Below are 23752 nucleotides of genomic sequence, written 5' to 3' on the forward strand. Positions count from 1 at the left end.
TTACCTCTTCCTTGATTCATTCAGGGAGGGATGGGCCTGTCATTCTATTTACACCGCCATGAAGGAGGTCCTATTTTGAAGCGTTCTATATTCCCTGCGGCCGCAATCTGTCTACTGATTGGTTTTTTATTAGGTGGCATCTTTCCCTTTCCTTGGTCCCTTCGGGAAACTGTGATTCTTCCTCCTACCCCCAGCGCCCTGTCCAACGCTCCCGCCCCTGGCTCTTCTTCTGTCACAGACAGCTCCACCCAGACAGAATCATCTCCCCCCCTGCCCCCGGACAACTTTCCCCTGCTCAACACCGCCTGTGCTGTTCTCCATGCCCTGAAAGAGGAGGATTACGGTCAGGTGGCCTCATTTGTCCACCCCGAAAAGGGCGTGACCTTTACCCCGTACTCTACCGTAAATCTTGAGCAAGACCTGACCCTTTCCGCGGCCCAAATCCAGGGGCTGGAAGAGGACCCCCGGGTCTACACCTGGGGCTTTGAAGATGGCCGAGGCAACCCTATCCAGATGACGATATCCCAATATGTGGACCGGTATGTATTCAACCAGGACTACACCCAGGCCAGTGAGATCGGCATCGACCAGATTATGATTAGCGGCAACGCCCTGGAGAATATTACTACGGCTTACCCCGGTTGCCGATTCGTAGACTTTTGTATCCCCAGTATTGACCCAGTGAACGAGGGGTTAGACTGGTGCTCCTTAAAGCTGGTATTCGAGCTGGGAGAGTCTGGCTGGCTGCTGGTAGGTGTAGTACACGGTGAGTGGACGATCTAAAGTCCGCTTCTCTGTCTCTATATGTTCTGAAAAACATTCCCTCCTGCTCTGGTGAAAGCAGAGTATGATATCATACGCGAAAGGATATTTTACATGAAAATCATCATTGTAGGCAGCGGAAAAGTCGGCTTCACGCTGGCAGAACAGCTGGTCCGGGAGCAGCACGACGTCACCATCGTGGATCTGCGGGAGGAGTCTCTGCGCCGGGCCTCCGATATGCTGGACGTCATGGTTATCCACGGGAACGGTGTCTCCACCTCCACTCTGCGGGAGGCCGGGGCGGATACCGCCGACCTGCTGGTCGCGGCCACCAATTCAGATGAGGTCAATATGGTCTGCTGCCTGACCGCAAAAAACATGGGCACTGGCTACACCATCGCCCGTATCCGTGACCTGGAGTACTCCAATAGCCTGGTAGAGTTGCGCCGGAATCTGAAGATCGACATGGTCATCAATCCAGAGAACGCCACCGCCATTGAGATTTCCCGCCTGCTCCGTTTCCCTCCCGCCGCCAACATTGAAACGTTCTTTCGGGGCCGTGTGGAGCTGATGGGCTTTCGCCTACAGGATGGAGATTTTCTCGTTGGCACCCCCTTCTACTCTTTGCCTCCCCAGGTCAAGGAACTGTCCCTGCTGTTCTGTGCTGTAGAACGGGGAAAATCGGTGGTCATTCCCAATGGCTCCTTTGTTCCTCAAATTGGGGACAAGCTGTATCTGGTAGGACGTCCGGAAAGTCTGGATCAGTTTTTCCGCCTGCTGGGCCGATACGCTCAGAAGGTCCACCATGTCTTTATTCTGGGCGGCGGCAAGATCTCTGTCTACTTAGCACGCATTCTGGAGAAGATGGGGATGAAGCTGAAAATCGTGGAATTGGACGAGGCCCAGTGTCGTCTCATCAGTGAAAAATTCCCCAAGTCCATGGTAATCCATGGCGATGGTTCCGATCAGGAGCTGCTGGAGTCGGAGCGTTTTTCCGCTTCTGACGCCTTTGTAGCCCTCACGGACCGGGACGAGGACAATCTGATCATCTCCCTATATGCCATGCAGCAGGGCATACCCAAGGTAGTCGCCAAGGCCAACCGCCAGAATTATGCCGGCATTGCCCGGGCCATCGGTCTGGAAAGTGTTATCTCTCCCAAGGCCATCACTGCCGCCCAGATCCTTCACCGGGTCCGCGGGATGCAGAACTCTCAAGGCAGCGTGATGAATTCACTCCACCGCATCGCTGACGGCGCGGCTGAGGCCATGGAGTTTACCGTGCGTTCTACTACCCGTTATCTGAATGTTCCCCTGAAGGATCTCCGTTTGAAAAGCGGCATTCTGATCGCCGTCATCATGCGTGGGCGGGACATCATCATCCCGGAGGGCTCCTCCTCTATTCAGGAGGGAGATTCCGTCATTCTGATTTCCCGTGGCAGGCTCATCCTAGACTTAAACGACATCTACGAGGACGATGGCCCCTTCCCCCACTCCGGAGAGCCTTAAACTTATTTTGAAACTGTTAGGGCAGGCGGAGCTAAAAGGGTTGGAGTCGGTCCTTCCCCCTGCCCTGGCGTCTTTCGGTTGCTTTCCCCTCCTTCTACTGGGGACCTCCCTGATCATCTCTCTGGATGGGTACCCCTTCACTGTCTCCTTCACCTCTGCTTTGGCCAGTTTGAGCAACGTCGGGCCGGGTCTGGATCTGGTGGGACCTACCGGTAATTTTTCCTTGCTGTCCTCTCTGTCCAAGCTGGTCATGTCGCTGTGCATGGTCATCGGCCGTCTGGAAATCTTCCCCATCCTGGTCCTTTTCAGCCGTGAGGCTTGGCGGCACACCTGATCTTTTTTCCCGATATTATTTTCCCGGAGGCCCTATATGAATGTCAAGCTCATCCTGAAACTCCTTGGCCGCGTAGAGTTGCTAATTGCCGGCTCCATGCTGCTTCCTCTGGGGGTGTCTCTGCTCTATGGCGAAAGTCCTCTCCCCTTTTTGACCAGCATCGCCGTTCTCCTGTGCACCTGCCTTCCCCTCTCTCTAATGCGGACTGGACCTGGCTTTTTTCTGCGGGACGGCTTCGCTGCTGTCGGCCTGATCTGGCTGCTGGTCAGCGTGGCCGGGGCGCTCCCCTTTTACTTCTCTGGGGAGTTTTCCTCCTTTACAGACTGTCTGTTTGAATCCGCCTCCGGCTTCACCACTACTGGTGCCACAATCCTAGCTGATATTGAGGCCTGCTCCAAAGGCATCCTCTTCTGGCGCTCCCTCACCCATTGGCTGGGCGGTATGGGCGTATTAGTGTTAGCCACTGCTATCGTACCCTCTCTCGGTATCCGCTCCCACTACCTGACCCAGGCGGAGAGCCCCGGTCCGGTCTTCTCCAAGCTGGTACCCAAGCAGGCCCAGACCTCTAAAATCCTGTACAGTATCTATTGCGTCCTCACCCTGACAGAGGTTGTGTGTCTGAAACTGGCTGGTATGCCGCTGTATGATTCCTTTATTCACGCTTTTTCCTCCGCCGGTACCGGGGGCTTTTCCAACCGGAATGCCAGCGTGGGCGCTTATGGCAGTGTGGCCATCGACTTGATTATTACCGTCTTTATTCTTCTGTTTTCACTGAATTTCGCGGTCTATTTCCTGTTGCTCACCCGGAAATGGCGGGAAGCCCTCTCCAGCGACGAGCTCCGGTTTTTCCTGCTAGTGGTGACAGGCGCCACCATCCTGATTGCCATAGACATTGCTCCCCTCTATACCAGTATTTGGGAGAGCCTCCGATATTCCGTGTTCCAGGTAGCCTCTATCATCTCTACCACTGGCTTCGCTACCGCGGATTTTGTACTCTGGCCCCATTTCTCCCAGACAATTCTAGTGCTCCTTATGTTCTGCGGCGCCTGTGCTGGCTCTACCGGAGGAGGCATCAAGTGCTCTCGGGTATTGATTCTGCTCCGTTCCATTCGGCGGGAGATCCACCGGGTTATTCATCCCCGGTCTGTCGAGGTAGTTAAGCTGGACGGCAAGGTGGTGGAAGAGGACACACTACGTTCTATTAGCGTTTTTGTCGGCAGCTATCTTTTCATCATATTAGCTGCCACCCTGATCATTTCTTTAGACGATTTTCCCTTCTCCGTATCTTTCAGTTCCGCCCTTACCTGTATCAGCAACGTGGGTCCTGGTTTGGAGCTGGTGGGTCCCACCGGTAATTTTTCCGCCTTCTCCCATCTGTCCAAGATAGTCATGTCACTGTGTATGATTATCGGGCGTCTGGAAATCTTCCCCATTCTGGTCCTTTTCAGCCGTCAAGCCTGGCGACACACCTGATTTTTACAAGCGGCCCGGCCATTTCCTTGGAAATGGCCGGGCTTTTTCGCCTCCTTCCGCCCTTTCTGTCACTGCTATCTTTTTTGAATCTCCCGTTATTTTGACTTGCAATTTTTTTGTTATGTGGTAAAATACTTTTATAACCTTACGATTAAGCAATTTGATTCTATATTTAGAATTTGCTTATCGTATCAAAGGAGCGTGTAAGATTTGGATAGATTGTTCTGGATCGGATTAGTGGGAGCTGCGGTGGCACTGTTGTTCGCCTGGCTCCAAAGCAACAGGGTCCGGGCCTTCTCCGAGGGCAACGACACCATGAAAAAGATCGCCGCCGCCATCCGGCAGGGTGCAAACGCCTATTTGAAGCACCAGTATGCCACGGTGTCCAAGGTCTTTTTCGTGGTGTTTTTGATACTGCTGGCTCTGGCAAGGTTCCATATGCTGGATAACTGGTTTATTCCCTTTGCCTTCCTCACCGGCGGCATCTACTCCGCTCTAGCCGGCTTTGTGGGGATGAAGATCGCCACCTCTGCCAACGCCCGCACCGCCCAGGCGGCCAGCGAGAGCCTGAACAAAGGGTTGAATGTAGCCTTTTCCTCCGGCGCAGTCATGGGCTTCACTGTGGTAGGATTAGGTCTGCTGGATATCTCGGTGTGGTTCCATATTTTGAAGTATGTGGCTCACTATGACGCCGCCAAAATTGCCCAGACCATGGTTATGTTTGGCATGGGCGCCTCCTTCATGGCTCTGTTCGCCCGTGTGGGAGGCGGTATCTTCACCAAAGCCGCCGACGTGGGCGCCGACCTGGTAGGTAAGGTAGAGGCTGGCATTCCGGAGGACGATCCCCGCAACCCCGCAACCATCGCTGACAACGTAGGTGACAATGTGGGTGACGTGGCCGGCATGGGCGCCGACCTGTATGAGAGCTATGTGGGTTCTATCCTGGCCACCTTCGCTCTAGGTGTGGCCGCTTATCCCGGCAGCAGCTGGGAGGCTATGCTGCTCCCCATTGCTCTGGCTGTGGTGGGCATTCTGTGCTCCATTTTTGGCTCCTTCCTGATCCGAACCAAAGAGGGAGCCAGCCAGCGTGAGCTGCTGGGCACCCTGCGCAAAGGCACCTATACCGCCGCTGTCCTGGCCGCTGTTATCGCCGCCCCCTTAACCTATTTCATCCTGGGCAGTTGGGGCGTTTACATCGCCATCCTCTGCGGACTGATTGGAGGCTGTGCCATCGGCTACTTCACCGAATACTACACCTCCGACACCTATAAGCCCACCCAGGGGCTGGCCGACTCCACAGAAACCGGCGCCGCCACCACCATCATCGGCGGCCTGTCCCTGGGAATGCTGTCCACCATCGCCCCCATCCTCATCGTGGGCGCGGCAGTCATCATCTCCTTCCTGGCTGCCGGGGGCTCTCTCACTACCTCTGCTGAAAACTATACCGAGCTGTTCTCCAAGGGCCTCTACGGCATTGGCATTGCCGCCGTTGGGATGCTGTCCACCCTGGGCATCACCCTGGCGACCGACGCCTACGGCCCTGTGGCTGACAACGCCGGCGGTATTGCCGAGATGTCCGGCCTGGGTGATGAGGTCCGTGAGCGCACCGATGCCCTGGACTCCCTGGGCAACACCACCGCCGCCACCGGAAAGGGCTTTGCCATCGGCTCCGCCGCCCTCACCGCCCTGGCCCTGCTGGTCAGCTATGTAGATATCGTGAAGGCCAAGATGGATTATGCCCCTGACCTCTCCCTCACCAACCCAGCTGTGCTGGTGGGACTGTTCATCGGCGCTATGCTCACCTTTGTCTTTGCCGCTCTCACCATGAGCGCTGTCCAGCGGGCCGCCCAGTCCATCGTGGTAGAGGTCCGCCGCCAGTTCCGGGAGATCGCCGGCATCATGGAGGGCACCACAGATCCTGACTACGCCTCCTGCGTGGGCCTTTGTACCAAGGGGGCCCTGCGTGAGATGGTGAAGCCCTCCCTGCTGGCCATCATCGTTCCCATCTTCACCGGTCTGATCCTGTCTGTGGAAGGTGTGGTGGGCCTGTTGGGTGGTGTGTCGGTCTCCGGCTTTGCCGTGGCAGTATTCATGTCCAACGCCGGCGGCGCCTGGGACAACGCCAAGAAGTACATCGAGTCTGGCCACCACGGCGGCAAGGGCTCGGAGCAGCACAAGGCCGCTGTCATCGGCGACACCGTGGGCGATCCCTTCAAGGACACCTCCGGTCCCTCCCTGAACATCCTGATCAAGTTGGTATCTACCGTGTCCATCGTGTTCTCCGGCCTGATCGTCAACTTCCACCTGCTATAAAAACATAAAAACCGCCCCCGCACAAGGTGAGATAACGTAAGGAAGTTACCTCTCTTAGCTATTATCAGATAGCCGAGAGTGATTAGATAGCAGAGATATTTAACAGATATGGGCAGAATTATCATGGGAAGGTCCGTATTTGAGCAGACGGAAGGAACCTACCGCCAAAAGTTGGATTATCTTCTCTCTAACCTCATCATTTCTGAATTCGCTTCTATCGGCATATGGGACCGGCGACACCTGTGGTACATCAAAGAAAATCTATACCTATCTGCTGCTAGGCGGCAAGCTGAACAGCTGTTTGGCCGAAATAGGCCAGAAAATAAAGGAAATGTTTTCTCGACCAATAATATCAGATAGCTATGCAAGAGAGCATTACGAAAAAACTCAAAGCAGAAGATCAGATGGAATGGATGAGAAAGATGAACTCCATCTACATCTGTACAAAAGAAATATTCTATGACGAACTGATTTATCGTTAAAGGCAGAAAATAGGAGTGCTGGTGTAATGCCAGCACTCCTCAGTCTGTCAAAAGGCACGCCGGAGGCGTGCCTTTTGTTTTTTTGGATAGAAAGACAAATGACCGCTTGAAACGCCAAAAATACGTTTGTTGCTCAAATGGATCAAGTACATTTTTTCAGATATGTCCGTCTAAAAATAGTCCGCTGTAATCTTCGGCTGGTTTACAGGGTCAAAACACACTCACAACAGCGATAATCACTGTTGTGAGTGTGGGCAATGAAACGGGCTGGGGTGCACATCGCCTGGGACGATTCGCCGGATATGTCCAAATCCTTGGGGATCACAAACTTAATGCACTTGACCAACACATCCTTTTAGGAGGGATATAGACAATAGTCTGTAAAAGTCTACTGCACCCACCCCAATAAGGGATGTGGTCATCATGACCTGGTACTTCAAAAGGTAGAAAAAACCTCTAAAATCCAAAAAAATAACAGATTCCACCTGCAGATATTGAAATATCTACATGACAAGGTTTTTTTGTTGGTCAATACACAGAAAAACATACATAATTCGATTGTTTTGTTGACAAATATTCAACATATAAATAAAATGTAGTTATAGCAACAACATACCCAGTATATAAGAAGAAAGGATGTAGCAAAATGTCCATTGGAAATCGAGTGTTCCTAAAACGTCCTATGCCTAGCCGGGAGCTACTGGACGGTTTCGCCGGGCTGCCAGCCGCCAACATCGCAGATACCATGGGCCGCTCCTGTGCCATGAATCCCCGGATCAAGCTGATGAGCGGCTTTCGGGGCATCATGGTTGGGCCAGCTCTTACAGTAAAGGCACGGGCAGGAGACAACCTGTTCCTGCATCAGGCATTGGACATGTCTCAGCCGGGAGATATCATCGTGGTGTCCAACGATGAAGACCAGACCCGTTCCCTCATGGGTGAGATCATGTTCACCTATGCAAAGTACCAGCGGAAGCTGGGCGGACTGGTGCTGGACGGACCCGTCCGGGATCTGGATGCCCTGCGAGAGATGGACCTGCCGGTGTATGCTACCGGCTCCACTCCGGGTGGTCCACACAAGGAGGGTCCTGGTGAGATCAACGTCCCTATCGCCTGTGGCGGCGTCAGCATAAACCCCGGCGATATTATTGTAGCCGACGCTGACGGGATTATCGTGGTACCCCTAAAGGATGCCCCAGTGGTCTTAGAGGCGGCAAAGAAGTTCCATGAGCAGGACGCAGCTAAAGTGGAAGCCGCCAAAAACGGGACCTCCAACCGGGCGTGGGTCATGAAAAGCCTGGAGACAAAAAAGACCGAGTTTATCAACGGAACTTATGGGGAATAGAAGCAATCGAAGCAGGAGGAAGCAAGTAATATGACAATAGATGAAAAAGTTGAACAATTGGCACAGTACCTGCCCAGTCTTCGGGATGTAGCGGATCCGGCTACAGTTCAGGGTATTGTGCAGGTGTGGTACACAGCGCTGGATATGAGCCCTTGGGAAACCTTTGACCAGGCCAAATTCAAAGAGGGAATGGATGACATAACCTTGATCTCTCATGTCAACTCCTCGGTAGAATGCGCCTTGTCACTGGCCCGCATCATCCACAAGTATCACGGCTGCAACTTTGATGAGCAGCGAATCATTATCCTGGGCTTGCTCCACGACGTAGATAAGGTGGTGGAATATGTCTACGACAAAGACGGTAAACTGGTGGTTTCAGAAATTGGCCGAAAAATCCAGCATGGTGTGTTAACAGCGATGCTGGCGCGGGAAGCAGGGTTCGATGTGGATATGCAGCATCTGATCCTAACCCATACCCATGACCAGAATATGAAGCCCATGTGGAAAGAAGGTGTTTTGTTCAACTACGCGGACTTGTGCGACTGGGAAATGACCTGTCGATTTTTGGACGATTAAATTTGAAATGAGAGAGGAGAAAACATGATGAAAGCGTGGAAAAATATTCCCCTTTATATGAAAATATTTATTCTCTTGATTGCCGGATGTGTGATCGGTTTTGTGTTTGGCGAGAATGTTGCTGTGCTTGCTCCAGTGGGCGATGCCTATATCAAGCTACTGAAGATGCTGATTGTGCCGCTGGTATTTTTCTCGATTATCTCTGGCGTAACCAAACTGGCCAGTCCGAAGGAATTTGGCCAAGTAGGCATACGTGTGATTGTATTTTACATTGTGACTACCATCGTGGCTGCAGCTATAGGCGTGGTAATCTCCCTGGGCGTGAACCCTGGCATCGGAGCGGAGGGAATGCTGGGTACCGTGGAGGAGACCACCTCCCAGGCGTATAGTTTTGCTGACTCCATCCTGACGTGGATTCCTGAGAACATTGTTTCATCCATGGCCAAGATGGATATGATCCCCATCATTATCTTTGCGGTACTTTTTGGCGTGTGCATCATCATGGTTGGTGAAAAGGCGAAGCCCATTGTTGCTTTTATTGAGGCAGGCAACGAGGTAATGCTCCAGATGACCAACTTGATCACTGACTTAGCCCCCTACGGCATCTTCTTCCTAGCCATGCAGTTGACTGGTACCCTGGGAACTGAGATGTTAGCTGTGGCTGTTAAGTTCGTGGTGGCAATCTATGTGGCGTTACTGGTCATTATGTTGGTATTTTATCCGCTCGTTTGTAAGTTTATGGGGCGGTTTTCTCCTATCCAGTTTTATAAAAACGTCGGTCCTGCTCTGATGATGGCCTTCAGTACCGGTTCTTCCAATGCCGCTCTTCCTATGGGCTTCACCTGCCAGGAGAAGCGCTGCGGCGTACCTGAGAAAATTTACAGTTTTTCTCTCCCACTGGGCGCGACGGTCAACATGAACGGTTTTGCGGCCTCTCTTGGTATCATTGCGGTCACTGCTTTGGAGCTGTATAATGTTCCTCTGACTCCCGTTCTGGTAATTCAGGCAGTGGGCATGGGCCTAGTTTTATCCATTGGAGCCCCGGGTATCCAGGGTACTGCAGTAGTGATGTCAGCCATAATGTTTGAGGCTTTGGGTCTGCCCATGGGTATGCTGCCCCTAATCGCTGCCATCTGGCCACTGGTGAACATCGGTACCACTACCGTTAATGTGACCGGAGACCACATCGGTACCTGCGTTATTGCCTCTAATTTGGGTATGATAGACAAAAAAGTGTTTGATCAGAAGAATATGGATAAGTAATCCTGCGTGTAAGATTAGCATTTTATATATTAGGGAGAATCTGATACTATGGCAACTATACTTGCTGAACGCATGAGCAAATTCAGCGGTTCGCCTACCTCGGCGCTGATCGCCAAGGTGGCAGAGCTGAAGCGGCAGGGGAAAGATATCATTTCCCTGAACGTAGGGGAACCGGATTTTGGGACCCCGGACTACATCAAGGTGGCAGGGATAAAGGCTATTACGGACAGCTTTACTAAATACACCCCGGGCAACGGTATCTTGGAACTACGAGAGGAGATCATAAAAAAGCTAAAGAAAGAAAACGGCATAGAGTATGCCCTGAATGAGGTGACCACGGCGGTGGGGGCCAAGCAGGCCATTGCTAGCACCATGATGGTCATTGCTGGGCCAGGGGACGAGGTTCTGCTGCCCATCCCCTGCTGGGTAAGCTATACGGAGATGATCCGTCTGGCGGGTGCTGATCCGGTGCTCGTCCCGGTACGTGAGGACAACTATGAGCTAAATCTGGACTCCATTCAGTCGGCCATCACCCCCAGAACCAAGGCCATCATCATCTGCACCCCCAACAATCCCACCGGTGCGGTGTACAGCGAGGAAAGCCTGCGCAAGCTAGCCCAGCTGGCGGTGGAGCACGACTTCTTCATCGTAGCCGACGAGATCTACGAGAAACTGGTCTATGACGGCGCCAAGCACTTCAGTGTCGCCTCCATCTCTAAGGAGGTAAAGGACCATACCATCACCGTCAATGGCTTTTCCAAAGCTTATGCCATGACCGGCTGGCGTATCGGCTACGCTGCTGCCCGGGCGGATGTAATCAAGGGCATTATGGCGGTACAAAGCCAGACCACTTCCGCCACCAGCTCCATCTCCCAAAAAGCCGCTGTGGCCGCCCTCCAGGGTCCCCAACATGACCTAGAGGAAATGGTAAATGAGTTCAAACGTCGCAAGGACTATGTGACAAAGCGACTGAACAGCATCCCTGGGATCATCTGTCCCAACGTGAAAGGTGCCTTCTATGTGTATCCCGATATACAGTCTTATCTGGGCAAGTTTTTCGGAGTGAAAAAGATTGAGACATCTGTGGATCTATGTCAATATCTGTTGGACGAGGCGCTGATCTCCACGGTGCCGGGAGAGGCCTACAATGTTCCCGGAAAGATTCGGATCTCCTACTCCAACTCTATGGAAAATTTGAAAGAGGCCCTGGACCGGATGGAGTGTGCCCTAGCTGCACTTACTTAAGGAAAGATTCTGTTTCAATTGTGGGGTGACGCAATTTGCGCCACCCCACGCTGTATTTAAAGGGAGCCCCAGTGATTGACCGGGACGGTGGTTATGTGGTATCCTGTATTTATTAAATAAGGGTGGGGATATCATGGAAGAATTGGCAAAGAAAATTCAAAGCATGACACTGACCCGGACGGACGTGGAAATCGCGGAGTATATTCTAGCGCATTTGAGCACCATTGGGTTCCAGACCTCCACTACACTGGCCGAGGCTATAGGGGTGAGTGACACCTCGGTAATCCGCTTTATCCGGAAGCTAGGCTTTAAGGGCTACTCGGAATTCCGCAGTGAGATGAACGCCCGAGTGGCCAAGCAGATCGCTCAGGCCCACAAAGACCTTTCACCGGGAGAGAAATACGCCAAGAGTCTGGAGAAACTCAATCCTAGCAACCTGATTAATGATGTGAGCCGGTACACTCTGGAAAACCTGCAACGCACCTACTCTCAGATGGATCAGGACACTGTGGAGCGGATCGTAGATATCCTACTGAAAAGCGACCGGAAGTACATTGCCGGCTTTCGAGGAACCGCCTGCTGCGCCCAGTACATGGCCAGCAAGCTCCTGTTCCTTACCCCCCATGTAGTCCCTGTGGTCCACGGGGATGCCACCGCGGTAGAAAATATTTTGGATATTACCCAGCATGACTGCCTGTTCCTGTACAGCTTCCCCAAGTACTCCGAGATTAACCGCGCACTGATGGACATTGCCAGAGAGAATGGTGCCAAGATCATCCTGATGACCGACCGCCACACTAGCCCCTTAGCCAGCAAAGCGGACGTGGTGGTATTGGCCCAAGTGGAAGGTCTGGGATTCACCAACTCCTATGTGGCTCCTCTGAGTCTGTCCGAGGTAATCCTGCTGGCCATGAGCGACCGCAGAGATGTAACGCGCACAGTGCGCTTCAAACGTATCGACACAGTAATGGATAAGGAACGCCTGTATTAATTTTTAAAAATGTTTTTACTGGTCAGCCAGAATTGTCAGAACTCGGTTTTATCGGAGAAGTTGTACACTTCTATTCAAAAGTTGGCGCATAATTTACAAATTTGCTGGCAATCTCCAAGCATAAACATCAAATAATAGTACCTACTGCTAGTCTGTTTTGTCAAGCTGATACTCAGACTGTAGACAAAGCGGCTCTGGGATTTATATTCCAGAGCCACTTTGCTTTTATTAACTGAATTGCATTATAAAATAGAATTTTTGAGTGGGCCTTCTTCCCCAGAAGATCCCATTTTGCCTTAATTTTAAGATTCATGCAGGCACATGTAAGCCCGGCTTTCATTTCTCTTCTGGTTTTTCCAAGGATTTTTGACCGAACGGTGGCCATATTTAGAAAGTGTTGACAAACATCTGCTCTGTTTTGTGATAGGTCAATTTGGGGAAGAAAATTTTGTCCGGCTGAATATCCGCTATATTGTTATCATGGATAATATCGACATCGCAAATGGCATCAGCGACATCGTATCCTGGAGATGGAGGTCAGTTAGGAAGCCACTACGGACAAGACAGCTGACCTGCAGTGGTCCAATTGAACGGGCTAAAAAGGCGACCCGGTTGGCAGGCTTGACGTCTGAGATAATCCAATTTATTGAAAAAACGTGGTGTCTAAGCCCGACAAGGTAGACAGCAAGCAGTATCACCAGGTGGACATTTACTACAACACCATTTGCCTACGAGCAGCGCCGGAGCCGGAACCGCTGGAACAGAAATATATGATCACCAAGCCAAAAAAGACATCGTAGCTGAAGCTATGCCGCTCGAATAGGTAATTTGTCATCTGCAACCCCGCCCCTTGGGGCAAATTCCTAACGGAATTTGCCCCAAGGGGCGGTTTTTTCAGGCCATTTTGGAAACCAGCTTGCTGAAGGCGCGGGGATCGACGTTGTCCTCCGCTACCACATGGGCCTTCTTCCCGATCAGGGCGAACAGCCCCAGCAGGGAGCGGGCATCCAGCATTACAGTGCCGGAACTGAGCCACACCTCATAGGGGGCCTTGGCCGCCAGCCGGTTTATTTTTTCGATCTGAGCACCATTCTTGATCTCGATCTCACAAATCATATCTATTACCTCCTTGATATCCGCCCGCGCGTTCTTAAGGTGCGGGCGGCCGTCGTGCCTCACCTCCATGCCGTCGGCCCGTGGAGGGAGGGGGCAGTTTCCTGTCGCTCTTGCCGTCGAGCGGACCGCCTCCTTCTGCGGTCGCCCGTATTGTATCAGGAAGGACTTGCCTACGTCAAGGACGATTTTTGTTGAAGTCGCATAATTTATATCTTCATTTTTTGTATATAAATCACAATTCAAATCCTCAGCCACAGTATGGCCGAGGGTCTGATACCTCTAATCTTCCGGTCCGGCCATGAGGTCCATCTGCACTGTTTTAAAGGTTTCATCGTCAAACAGATGGATCTGCCGGTGCTCCCAGGCCGACAGCAGGGGATAGCACAGCCAGCTATTCTGGTGGGTGTAGTCCATCTGGGATAAGAAGTATATCTTATCCTCCCCCTTGCCCCCCACATAGGACACATAGCCCCGGCAATTCTCTCCCCACAAGGGCAGGGAGAACTGGGCGGACATGTCCCGCTGGAGGTTCGGCCCAAAGGAAAAGCCTCTTGAGGTATACTCATCCCACCCCAGGCTGGTGTACTCTCCCGTAAAGGTCTGTCCCTCCCGGTCATAGAGCAGCCGTCCGGAGAACTCTGTGGGGTACTCCTCCCAAGCCGCATACTGACTTTCCGCCGTAATTGCGGCGATTTGAAGGCGGATGCTCTCCGTCCCCCGGACCTTGGGCTCCTCCTGCCAGAGGAAGTGCTGGATCACCTTCCACCGCCCATCAGGAAGTTCCAGCGCCACACTGGTAAGGCGCAGCTCATACACATCATAGACCCGGCTGATGTGGGTGCTGTTCCCCACAGTTTCCCGCACCTCACGGCCCTTATTCATGGGAAATTCCCTTTGCTCCACCACCGCCCGGATACTTTCGGCACAGTCAGCCAGATCCTCCGGAGCCAGGTCGGATGTCACGTCCTCCGGCACCCCCAGGTCCAGAAGGTGGGCTGCGGTTTCCTCCCATCCCGTCTGCTCCCCGGCAGGCCGCGGGACCCACTCCATAGGGAACCGGCCAAAAAGGAGGGTGGCCAGAGGCAGACAGACCAGCAGAGCCCCAAGCCAGGACAGGCACACCGTCCTATCAGACAGGCGGACAGGGGCCGCATTCACTTCATATCCGGCTCCGTCCAGGAGATTGGCCAGCCTGGCCAGGTTGCGGAGCAGGGCGATATAGCAGACCAGCAGGACCAGCAGCATCGGCCAGCCCTCCGCATCCAGGAAGGCCAGTCCGGTCAGGAGCAGATAAAACACGACCAGCGCGCCGGCGGCGCCGGCTCTTTGTTCCTGCCCGGCTTTCCGCTGGACAGCCCTGATCCCCTGCCACAGGCAGATATACTGCAGCAGAGGAATAAGCAAGGTCAGATACATCCAGGTGGGGGTCCCCTCGATTCGCAACAGGGTGGCGTTAGCCAGCAGCCGGAAAAATTGACCCATAACCCGGTATACACTGATGGCCCAGCCCAGGGCAAACCACCCATTCTCTCGACGCAAAGTTCGGAAACCCAGCCACATCAGCATCAGGCCGGCGGTGGGCAGCAGATACTGCAGCCACAGGAAATGGATTAAAATGGTGGTCAGCCCCACGCCCCAGACAACACGCCTAAGGGCCCGCTTCCAAGGCGTGATCTCATCCAGCACCTCCGCCGGAGGCGGTACAGCGGACATCCCCTCCTCTACCATCTGGTCAAAGCTCCGGTCGTCAGACATTCCACTCACCTCCCAATTCCTTACGCAGGCGTAGGCGGATTCGGCGCAGGCGCCCCTCTACGCCGCGCTCAGTCAGCCCTAATTCGGCGGCCATCTGGGCAGCAGACTGAAGGTAATAGTATTTCCGGTAGAACAGACTACAATCGATTTCACTCATCCGACGCACCGCCAGCAACAGGCGCTGGGTACGCTCCTTGCGCAGCAGCTCCTCCTCCGGTCCGGGGGCAGGGTCCAGCATACTGTCGTCCAGCGGCTGACAGTCCCCGGTCCCGCGGCGGGCGGCCCGCCGCCGGTTTAGGGCTGTATTCCGAGCAATGGCCGACAGCCAGGCGGTCAGAGAACCCCGCTCCGGGTCGAACTGGTCTGCCCTCTCCCATATCTGGAGGGCCACATCAGACAGACACTCCTCCCGTTCTCGCGGGTCGTCCAGGATTGGGCACAGGATATAGCGCAGCAGCGGGCCATGCCGGACCAGCAGCTGATCCAGCCCCCGCTGATCCCGGCTCCGCAGCAGCCGGAGCAGCTCCAGGTCGTCCATGGGTTCCCCCCTCTCTGTTCTCTCTACCTTACTATACACCCATTGGAGGAGATATCCCACGAAAAATTATTCTTTTTAATAAATGGAGAGAGGACGCCGGTATGCGTCCTCTCCCCATTTGCTATTTCGCTCTTTAGAGCGCGAGATAGAGTTTTTCAATTTTCTCCACCGCTTCGTCAGCAGTCTGTGCGCCCATGTCCAGCTCAAGATCACAGCCGCTTCCCCATTCCTGCCCTGTATAGTGCTCATAGTAGGCGCGGCGCCGCTTATCCATCCGTTTTACCATCCGGACCGCCTTGCCTGGAGAGAGCCCCTCTTGGGCCATCTTCCTCCGCACCCGGTATTCAAAAGGGGCACGGACAAAAACCTTCAGCAGCCGTACCTCCGCGTCCCGCAAAACGTAACCGGCGCAGCGGCCTACGAAGATACAGTCCTCCTCACTTGCCAGGCGGCGTATTTCATGGCTCTGAAGGGCAAAGAGCACCTCTGAGGTGGGCAGTCCCCGGACAATGTGCTGGTTTCCCTCATATACCCCTTGAAACAGGAATGGGTTGGTCGCTGTTTCGTCCGCCTTTTCCAGCGTCTTGACCGCCAGCTCCCCATATTTGCAGGCCAGATGCAGAATGTCCCTCTCATAGACCCTGATCCCCAGCTTCGCTCCCGTTCTGACCGCAATCTCATGGCCTCCGCTGCCAAACTGGCGCCCAATGCAGATGATCTTATGTACCATGGTCATCCCTCCTCTCTCTTGACCGCCTCCTCCACTGGCGCCGGTATTGAAATCTCCTCCGTTTCCTCAGGGAAGGTAAAGCTTCCGGATATAGACACAGGGGCGTTGATAGATAGGACATGGACACTGCCACGAACCTGGAATGAGATACGTTCGATTCCCTGGTCTGTCAGTTCGATCTGGAGCTTCCCGGCAGTCAGGCTGGTGTCCAGCCCTTCCGCCTCCGGCAGGAGCGCCTGGATCACCTCTTCGATTTCCTCCTGCCGGAGGGAAAGGGTGTACAGACCGGTCCCGTTCCGCTCCTCATATTCCAGGCCGCCCTCCAGCCAGAGATGGAGCAGCACGCCCGGCAGGCTGACCAGCTCCTCCTGTCCAGACACGGAGCCTCCCTGCTCATCCAGGACCCCTCCATCCACCATATACAGGGTCTGGCCGCTTTTTCTCAGCCCGACCACCTCTCTGCCGTCCACATAGGTCCGGAACAGCTCCAGTTCGCTGTCCACTACCAGTGGGCCACAGTCCGCCTGGTAGGACAGTCTGGATACCAGTGGGTCCTCCGCGTTCAATCTCCGCCAAGCCAGGAGCAGCCGGAGCAGGTCTGGGGCCGTTTCCTTCTGGTCCCCGGCCAGGATACGGGCCCGTACAGGCTGGGGCAGGTCCACCTTCCCCTCCGCGGTGTGTATTCTCAGCTCAACGGCCAGGGATATACAGTCGTGATCCGTCGTATCTGCTGTTCCCTTCGTCCAAAGTCGGAGGGCAGAAAGCTCATTCCCCTTCGCGACCAAGTCTAAGTTTAGGCTCTCCAGGGAGGCCAGATACGATGCGGAATCAGGAAAGAGCGCTTTCAGAATGGAGGAGACCCGCTCACCGCTTACTGTAACGCTGTATATGTTCTCTCCACTGTTGGAAAAGGCGGAAATATCCCCATCCCGGTATAGCCCTGCCACTGTGTCCAGAAGGGCCGCGTAGTCCGGGAAGCCCATATCCACACGGACGGAGGTTCCATCTCCTAAATAGAGCATCCCATCACTGTAATATACCGCCGCTCCATCACGTTCTAGCCTCGTGGTAAGATGCTCCCCCACCTGAACGATGTCGATCAGGGCATCGATGCGGTAGCGCCGACCGCCTGCCTCCGCCTGGGCATCCATCTCTATCGTCAGATCGGGCTGTTGGGCATACCGGTGCAGCAGACGGACAGCGGCGACGGTATTCCAGCCTCCAGAAACAAGGAACCACGTCGCTCCCCCTATCAAACAGGCCAGCACCAGCACTGCGGCGGCCAGCCGAGTCCTTCGGGTCTTTTTTCCGCCGCCTGCTGATCCAGCCGGCGTTTCCCTGTCCTGTGCTACAGCCCTTTGGAGCAGCCTGCGGTGTTTCGCCCAGCCCACCGCACAAAACACGAGTCCGGCCACCAGGGCCGCCGCAATCGGCCAGACCCACCATATTGGAGTCCGGGTCACTACCGCAATCTCAGGGGTATCCCCCTCCAGCCGGACCAGCAGATAGCTGCCAGCCGTTTCCGTATCCAGACGGGTCCATCTATCCTCGGAAACAGCATAGAACTCCGTCCGCTCCGTCTTTCCGTTGGGAGATAGGTAGCGTACCGTATGAATAGACTGTCCATCCGCCGGTATGGTCACCTTCCACCGCTCTAAGACCCTACGGCGGTCCGCCAGGGTCTGGAGCTGTCTAGGATAATCCTCCCTCGTTTCCAGCAGCCTGGCTTCCAGACTGTCCCCCTGGTCGAACTCCCCCTCTACAAAGAGGACCGGCCGGCCGTCGTCCCGCAGTTGGGCAGAGGACAGCGCGGAGCGGTATGCGGTGTAGACCGCGGTCACATCTGTGTCAAACCGCAGATCCGTCAGATCCTCCCGGTCCCACACCGCAAAGCATCCCTCCTGGTGGGGGATCTCCGGCAAAATCGAATCGTCAAAGGAAGCGCCATAGTCAAAGGGGACCGTCTGGATCACTCGGCCATCCGCCCAGAAGCGCAGCTCCAGCCGCTTCATAGGGGTGGGGATATCCTCCATCTGGAGCAGTTGTTCGTAGGAAATAGGTTCCGCTCGGCCGGCGGCACTGACGCGGTTTAGGCCAGCCAAATCGTCTGACACAAATCGGTTATTCTGGAATAGGCCCTGATCTGTGCCGGATATCGCACCGGCATACTCCTCATACTCTGGGATAAGGACGAAGGAACAGCACCCGGTGACTGATCCCCCGGAGTCCCTGGCTCCGGCGGCCCCCACGATACCGCCCACATAACGCTTTCCGGACAGGGCGCATTTGGCAAAACTCTCCCGTATCGTCCCCACCGCATAGCCGGCGACACCGCCCACATAGTCTCCGTTCTCGCTCTCCGCGCTGCCGTAGGCCTCACACTCCAGGATAAGCCCCAAATCCATCCGACCGCAGACACTGCCTACATGGTCCCGCCGGCCAACTACGGCTCCGGTGTTGGTACACCGCTGGAGGATGGCCTTCAGCTCATAGGCTCTCCGGTAGATAGGCGCGCTGTTGGAAATCAGGTCATCCTCAGGGTCCAGCTCATACTCCACTGCCATGGAGCCAGCCACTCCGCCTACATTGAGATCCCCGGAGATGGCCGCCGTGTTGGAGCAGGACAGGAGCCTGCCGCTGGTCACCTGGTCGATATTCTCCTCTGAGGTATCCGAGATACTGTCTTCCAGGTCGTAATTTTCGATCTCCCGGATGGCGTCAATCAGAGTATCTGTCACCACCCCGACCTGGGCACTAATGGCCCGGATGTCGCCGGTCAAGTCGCCTACCGAGGCGGCAGCCGTGTCATTCAGGAGGCCCATCTGGTCGTTCAGCCGTTCCATCGTGTCATAGAGGGCGTCAGAGGCGGCGCTGACCTCCTCCCCAGGGTGGGCGATCTGGATAGGGTCCACCCCAGCCAAGTAGCCGAACAGATCCTCCAGCCCAGCAAACACTTCTGTCCCAGTTTCTCCCGCCTGTTCAAACGAGCTCACGGCATCCGCCAGGGCGTCCAGGCCGTCACTCAGTTCCTGCCCCACGGCCTTCAACTCATCCAGGGCATCCCCCAGGCTGTCCACCGCCTTCATGGCCGCGCCGGAGGAGTCCACCACGTTTTTCACACCACTCCGGATCTGCCGCAGGCCCTCCCGGATATCCTCCAAATCGAAAGAGATGTTCAGACGCACGGTTTCCGCGCCGCCGCCCACCTGGGTCAGGGCATCAGAAATCTGCCCCATCTCTCCCCCCAGCTCCTCCATGCTCTGGGCGGCCACGTCTTCCACCACGCCGGACTGGGCCGCCAGATCCATGGCTCTTCCCAGCTCCTCTGCCGCCTGGGCGGTCTCTCCAACCCCCTCCTCAATCTTTTCCAGGGCCTCCCGGCTGCCAGTCTCATCCTCAATGCGGACGAAGTTCCGCAGCTGTTCCAACCCGTCGATGATCTTTCTTATGCCGCTTTTCAGCAGCCGGCCGGCCTTCTCGATGCTGTCCGCCGCCCGCTCCAGTTCATCTACCGCCTGAGAGCCATCGATCCGGGCCAAATCCCGCAGGGCATCCTCCATCAGGTCCAAACTGTCCGTCAGTTCTTCCGCAAAGCCGGTAGCATCGCTGGAGATGTCCGCCATCTGATCTAGGGCGTCAGCCAGGATGTCGCTGCCCCGGTTGATTTCTGTAATCACCTCGTCCCCGTAGTCTGACAGACGATCTGTCAAGTCCTTGGCGTGTCCGGTGGCGTCATCAACGGAGGCTCCGATGGCATCCAGATTGTCTGAGATCCGGCCGGCGGCTCCATCGGCGTGGTCCGCCGCCCGGTCTACCAGCCCTCCCAGGCGGTCCAGCTCCTTCTGAATGGTATCCAGCATATCCTCTGATAAATTCAGCACAATGTAGGGCTCTGCCTGGCCAACGATACCGCCGATATCCTTGCGGCCGAATACCTGTCCGCGGTTGACGCAGTAGGCCACATGGCCGCAGCTTCGCCCCGCAATGCCGCCTACGTTGTAGCCGATGTGGGGATATCCGACAACACCGGCATTGATGCAGCTGAGAACCATACCAGATGAGTACCCTGCTATACCTCCAGTATCCGTGGCGATATTCACCGTATCCAGCGCGCTCAGGGTAAACAGAGACTTGGACACATCCAGATCCAAATTCGTCAGCTCGAGCCCAGGGTCTGTGCTGGTAATATTGACATAGCTATTGTTTCGGCATCCCGACAGCACACCGCAGTTTTCGCCAGCGATGCCGCCAGTCATGCTCTTTCCAGTGATACCTCCGGCGGCAGAACAACCCTGGATCTTACCTGTCAGCCCGTTCAGTCCGGCAATGCCTCCCACCCGGTCTGTCCCGGTAATCGTCCCGGAGAAGGAGCAGGCCGCGATCACGCCATAGTTCTCTCCCGCGATGCCCCCTATGGACGAGCCATGGCCAGACGGCTCAATACTGCCGGTCACATGGAGGTCCTTTACCACCGCGCCCTCCTGCAGGGTGCCGAACACGCCCGCCGGGGTCAGCCCGCTTGACAGGTCCAGCCCGCTGATAGTATAGCCGCCACCGTCAAAGGTACCGCCGAACGTGGGGATCGGGGTATATCCCGTACCCGCCAGAGAGATATCCGCTGTCAGCGCCACGTGCTTGCCCTGGGACCAGGTGTCCAGCGCACAATTACGGGACAGTTCCAGAAGGTCCTCGGCGCAAGTGATCCGGATCACCCCGTCTTCCACCGCCAGTATAGGGCCTGCTGCCTGGGCACACAGGATAAGGGTGAGCAGGACACTGACCGCTCTCCTGATCCAATCAGTTCTCTTGCGTTTCATGCTCTGCCTCCTCCTGCGCATAACCTGAGATCAGGTTCAGATCCACATCTCCGTCTACGATGGCATGGACGGTGCCGCTGATGGTGCCAGATATCTCTCCCCGCACCAGCCCATCTACTCGGACCCGCCCGCTGGCCCTGTGTTTTTTCACCGCGCTGGGCACGGAAAAGGATGTCTTTTCCACCACCGCGCCGCCAATCAACAGAATCTGAGGCAGGACAAACATGACCAGAACAATGGACAAAATCGTTCCCCGCCCAAGGCTTTGCCCAATACCCACGATGGCCGCCTCTGACGTCATCTGCCCGATGAGCAGGCCGGCCACGGTCAAAATACTGCCCGATGTAACAATGGTTGGAAAGGCAAAATTCATTGTTTCAATGATGGCCTGTCTGTGGTCCATTTGGTCTTTCAGCTCCATGTAGCGGCTAGCGATCACGATGGCATAGTCGATGTTAGCCCCCATCTGGATAGAACTGACTACCAGATAGCTGAGGAAAAACAGCGGGGTCCCGGTGAAGGCCGGAATGGAGAAATTGATCCAGATACTGCCCTGGATGACCAAGATCAACAGTACCGGCATCCCCGCAGATCGAAAGGTGAACAGCAGCACCACCAGGACGATGAGGATGGACACCACGCTGACCACCGTGTTGTCCGTGGCAAACGCGGCCTTAAAATCAGCCTCTGTGGTGGAGTTTCCAGCCAGGTAAATACTCTCTCCTGGGTAATATTTCTGGGCAGTTTCCTGGATCGTATCCAGAAAGGCGTAGGTCTCCTCTCCCCCCTCAGGCAGGGTCAGATAGACCAGCATCCGGTCATATTCGCTTCCTTGGAGCTGCAGCTTGGCATGTTCAATCTGCTCCCGCGCCTCGTCCAGATCGTCGGTCTGCTCCTTGTCTAAGGTGACATAGCCCTCGTCCAGCTGGTCACAGATAAACAGAAACATATCCATCAGCGGGACCCGGTAGGCGGAAATGCCGCCAATGATCCGTCCATAGTCCTCATTCTTGACCGCGTATGCTGTATAGACCAGCTTGGCCAACTCATAATCCAGATCCGCCAGTTCGGCAAACTGTCTGGGCGTTAGCCGGTCGGCCAGCATATAGCCGTCCATCGCCTCCACATTGGACAACCCCATGGTGTAGTCCACTTCCGTATATTGTTCCAACTCGTCCAGGATCATCCGTTCCTTCTCGTAGTCGCCGGTGGGCACCATAAGCGCCACAAGGTTTTTCGATGTAAAATTCTCCTCGATCATCTGGGAGGCAATCTGCACCTCATTCAGTTTCGGCGTTTCGATGCTCCCGTACCCATAGACATAGGGACAGTCCGAGGAGAAATGGATACCCAGAACCACCAGGACCAGAAATACAGGCGGTATCACGAATCGGGACAGATAGGCAAATTTTCCTACAAAGGGGATCTTTGGGATAAAGCTGCGGTGCTGTGTCTTGTCCATCAGCGGACCGAACAGGATCAGCAGGCCCGGCATCACCACAAATACAGCCAGTAGGGCAAACAGGATGGCTTTAATCAGGCAGACCGCCATATCAGGTCCCAGCTTGAACTGCATGAACATCATGGCCACCAGCCCACCGATGGTGGTCAGTGAGCTGGCGCTGATCTCCGGAATGGCTTTGCTGAGGGCTATGATGGTCGCCTCCCGGATGGGCAGTGTCTGATGCTCCTCTTTGAAGCGGTTACAGAAGATCACGGCGTAGTCCAGGGACAGGGCAAGCTGGAGGATGCTGGTCACGGAATTGGACACGAAGGAGATTTTTCCCAGCAGGAAATTGCTGCCCAGGTTCAAAATCATGGCCGTAACAAAGGTCAGGATAAGCACAGGGACCTCGGCGTAAGTCTGTGAGGTCAGCAAGAGCACCACTAGCACGATCACCGCCACATAGACCATGATGACATTGACTTCAGCGTCAATGATATCCCCCTTGGTGTTACCCAGCTCCGTGGATACGAATACATCCCAGCCAGTGAGGCTCTCCCTGGCCCTGTCCAGGGCCTCCAGGCACCTCTCATCGTCCTCGTCATAGTCAAAGGTAAGCGAATAGAGGGCGGAGGCATGGGCATAGTGGTCTGTTGTGTCATCGAATTCCACGCTCTGCACGCCGTCCAGCTCCAGGAGCTCCGCCTTCACCCGACGGGCCTCCTCCAGAGAAATGTTGGCCACCATCAGATCCGCGGTACCGAAGGTGGTGAACTGCTCCTCCATCACATCCAGTCCCTGGCGGGTGGTGGAGTGGATGGGCAGATAGGAGGAGAGATCGTTCTCTACCTCCACCCAGTTCCTGGAAAACAGCGTGAATATGGTACCGATAATGACCAGCAGGAAAAACAGGTTCCGTTTGTCCACAACAAAGGTGGCAAGACGCACCATAACGCTCTCCTGATCCTTGTTTCCTTTTTTCATCTCTTGGCGGCTCCTTTACTACCCGCAATACACCATTATCATAACACTTTATTATATTCAAATAGAGGCGGCTCCAGC

17 protein-coding genes are annotated in these 23752 nt (G+C 54.9%); 11 read left to right on the plus strand and 6 right to left on the minus strand.

Annotation, left to right across the window (positions count from 1 at the left end; genetic code table 11):
• Positions 1-75 precede the first annotated feature (75 nt).
• From ACEVJK_RS07110 to ACEVJK_RS07160, 11 genes are all read left to right on the plus strand, one after another.
• The gene (locus ACEVJK_RS07110; protein ID WP_374740278.1) at positions 76-783 is read left to right on the plus strand and encodes a hypothetical protein; all 708 of its coding nucleotides are present in this window, start codon (positions 76-78) and stop codon (positions 781-783) included.
• 93 nt (positions 784-876) lie between these two features.
• Positions 877-2268 carry a Trk system potassium transporter TrkA gene (trkA, locus tag ACEVJK_RS07115; RefSeq protein ID WP_374740279.1) on the plus strand — a complete coding sequence of 464 codons (1392 nt, stop codon included), beginning with the start codon at positions 877-879 and terminating at the stop codon, positions 2266-2268.
• Positions 2269-2275: 7 nt separating this feature from the next.
• Positions 2276-2602: a potassium transporter TrkG gene (locus ACEVJK_RS07120; protein ID WP_240288221.1), complete on the plus strand. Its 327-nt coding sequence runs from the start codon at positions 2276-2278 to the stop codon at positions 2600-2602.
• Between the two features lie 36 nt (positions 2603-2638).
• Positions 2639-4075, plus strand: a complete 1437-nt coding sequence (locus tag ACEVJK_RS07125) for a TrkH family potassium uptake protein (RefSeq protein WP_374740280.1) — start codon at positions 2639-2641, stop codon at positions 4073-4075.
• A 210-nt stretch (positions 4076-4285) separates the two neighbouring features.
• A complete protein-coding gene (locus tag ACEVJK_RS07130) occupies positions 4286-6388 on the plus strand; it encodes a sodium-translocating pyrophosphatase (protein WP_186851944.1) in 2103 nt (700 codons plus the stop codon).
• Between the two features lie 362 nt (positions 6389-6750).
• Positions 6751-6870, plus strand: a complete 120-nt coding sequence (locus ACEVJK_RS07135; protein WP_374740281.1) for a TnpV protein — start codon at positions 6751-6753, stop codon at positions 6868-6870.
• A gap of 646 nt (positions 6871-7516) precedes the next feature.
• Entirely contained in the window at positions 7517-8215 is a 699-nt protein-coding gene (locus ACEVJK_RS07140) for an RraA family protein (protein WP_240288225.1), read from the plus strand.
• Between the two features lie 30 nt (positions 8216-8245).
• On the plus strand, positions 8246-8791 hold the full coding sequence (locus ACEVJK_RS07145) for an HD domain-containing protein (RefSeq protein ID WP_374740282.1): 546 nt from the start codon (positions 8246-8248) through the stop codon (positions 8789-8791).
• Between the two features lie 24 nt (positions 8792-8815).
• Positions 8816-10054 (plus strand): dicarboxylate/amino acid:cation symporter, encoded by a 1239-nt coding sequence (locus tag ACEVJK_RS07150; protein ID WP_374740283.1) that lies wholly within the window; start codon positions 8816-8818, stop codon positions 10052-10054.
• Between the two features lie 48 nt (positions 10055-10102).
• Positions 10103-11299, plus strand: coding sequence for a pyridoxal phosphate-dependent aminotransferase (locus ACEVJK_RS07155; protein ID WP_240288231.1), 1197 nt, complete (start codon positions 10103-10105; stop codon positions 11297-11299).
• A 133-nt stretch (positions 11300-11432) separates the two neighbouring features.
• Positions 11433-12290, plus strand: coding sequence for a MurR/RpiR family transcriptional regulator (locus ACEVJK_RS07160; protein ID WP_374740284.1), 858 nt, complete (start codon positions 11433-11435; stop codon positions 12288-12290).
• A gap of 894 nt (positions 12291-13184) precedes the next feature.
• Here the strand turns inward: ACEVJK_RS07160 and ACEVJK_RS07165 are convergent.
• The 6 genes from ACEVJK_RS07165 to ACEVJK_RS07190 form a co-directional block, all read right to left on the minus strand.
• Entirely contained in the window at positions 13185-13406 is a 222-nt protein-coding gene (locus ACEVJK_RS07165; protein ID WP_147571468.1) for an HPr family phosphocarrier protein, read from the minus strand.
• 279 nt (positions 13407-13685) lie between these two features.
• The gene (locus ACEVJK_RS07170; protein WP_374740285.1) at positions 13686-15161 is read right to left on the minus strand and encodes a DUF3488 domain-containing protein; all 1476 of its coding nucleotides are present in this window, start codon (positions 15159-15161) and stop codon (positions 13686-13688) included.
• Positions 15154-15699 (minus strand): RNA polymerase sigma factor, encoded by a 546-nt coding sequence (locus ACEVJK_RS07175; RefSeq protein WP_147571472.1) that lies wholly within the window; start codon positions 15697-15699, stop codon positions 15154-15156. The genes ACEVJK_RS07170 and ACEVJK_RS07175 overlap by 8 nt, the downstream gene beginning before the upstream one ends.
• 133 nt (positions 15700-15832) lie before the next feature.
• Entirely contained in the window at positions 15833-16429 is a 597-nt protein-coding gene (locus tag ACEVJK_RS07180) for an AAA family ATPase (RefSeq protein ID WP_186851941.1), read from the minus strand.
• Positions 16430-16431: 2 nt separating this feature from the next.
• Positions 16432-21246, minus strand: coding sequence for a hypothetical protein (locus ACEVJK_RS07185; protein WP_374740286.1), 4815 nt, complete (start codon positions 21244-21246; stop codon positions 16432-16434).
• Entirely contained in the window at positions 21227-23674 is a 2448-nt protein-coding gene (locus tag ACEVJK_RS07190) for an MMPL family transporter (protein WP_374740287.1), read from the minus strand. Before ACEVJK_RS07190 ends, ACEVJK_RS07185 begins: the two co-directional genes overlap by 20 nt.
• Positions 23675-23752: the final 78 nt, after the last annotated feature.

The sequence above is a fragment of the Flintibacter sp. P01028 genome, assembly GCF_041925235.1.
GTDB classification, from domain to species: Bacteria; Bacillota; Clostridia; order Oscillospirales; family Oscillospiraceae; genus Lawsonibacter; species Lawsonibacter aceti.

What these genes read in the sequence shown, in the direction of transcription:
- ACEVJK_RS07180 (WP_186851941.1), bottom strand. Translation starts at nt 16,429, where the DNA reads ATGGTACATAAGATCATCTGCATTGGGCGCCAGTTTGGCAGCGGAGGC.
- ACEVJK_RS07140 (WP_240288225.1), top strand. Translation starts at nt 7,517, where the DNA reads ATGTCCATTGGAAATCGAGTGTTCCTAAAACGTCCTATGCCTAGCCGG.
- ACEVJK_RS07150 (WP_374740283.1), top strand. Translation starts at nt 8,816, where the DNA reads ATGATGAAAGCGTGGAAAAATATTCCCCTTTATATGAAAATATTTATT.
- ACEVJK_RS07125 (WP_374740280.1), top strand. Translation starts at nt 2,639, where the DNA reads ATGAATGTCAAGCTCATCCTGAAACTCCTTGGCCGCGTAGAGTTGCTA.
- ACEVJK_RS07160 (WP_374740284.1), top strand. Translation starts at nt 11,433, where the DNA reads ATGGAAGAATTGGCAAAGAAAATTCAAAGCATGACACTGACCCGGACG.
- ACEVJK_RS07155 (WP_240288231.1), top strand. Translation starts at nt 10,103, where the DNA reads ATGGCAACTATACTTGCTGAACGCATGAGCAAATTCAGCGGTTCGCCT.
- ACEVJK_RS07170 (WP_374740285.1), bottom strand. Translation starts at nt 15,161, where the DNA reads ATGTCTGACGACCGGAGCTTTGACCAGATGGTAGAGGAGGGGATGTCC.
- ACEVJK_RS07190 (WP_374740287.1), bottom strand. Translation starts at nt 23,674, where the DNA reads ATGAAAAAAGGAAACAAGGATCAGGAGAGCGTTATGGTGCGTCTTGCC.
- ACEVJK_RS07165 (WP_147571468.1), bottom strand. Translation starts at nt 13,406, where the DNA reads ATGATTTGTGAGATCGAGATCAAGAATGGTGCTCAGATCGAAAAAATA.
- trkA (WP_374740279.1), top strand. Translation starts at nt 877, where the DNA reads ATGAAAATCATCATTGTAGGCAGCGGAAAAGTCGGCTTCACGCTGGCA.
- ACEVJK_RS07185 (WP_374740286.1), bottom strand. Translation starts at nt 21,246, where the DNA reads ATGAAACGCAAGAGAACTGATTGGATCAGGAGAGCGGTCAGTGTCCTG.
- ACEVJK_RS07175 (WP_147571472.1), bottom strand. Translation starts at nt 15,699, where the DNA reads ATGGACGACCTGGAGCTGCTCCGGCTGCTGCGGAGCCGGGATCAGCGG.
- ACEVJK_RS07135 (WP_374740281.1), top strand. Translation starts at nt 6,751, where the DNA reads ATGCAAGAGAGCATTACGAAAAAACTCAAAGCAGAAGATCAGATGGAA.
- ACEVJK_RS07145 (WP_374740282.1), top strand. Translation starts at nt 8,246, where the DNA reads ATGACAATAGATGAAAAAGTTGAACAATTGGCACAGTACCTGCCCAGT.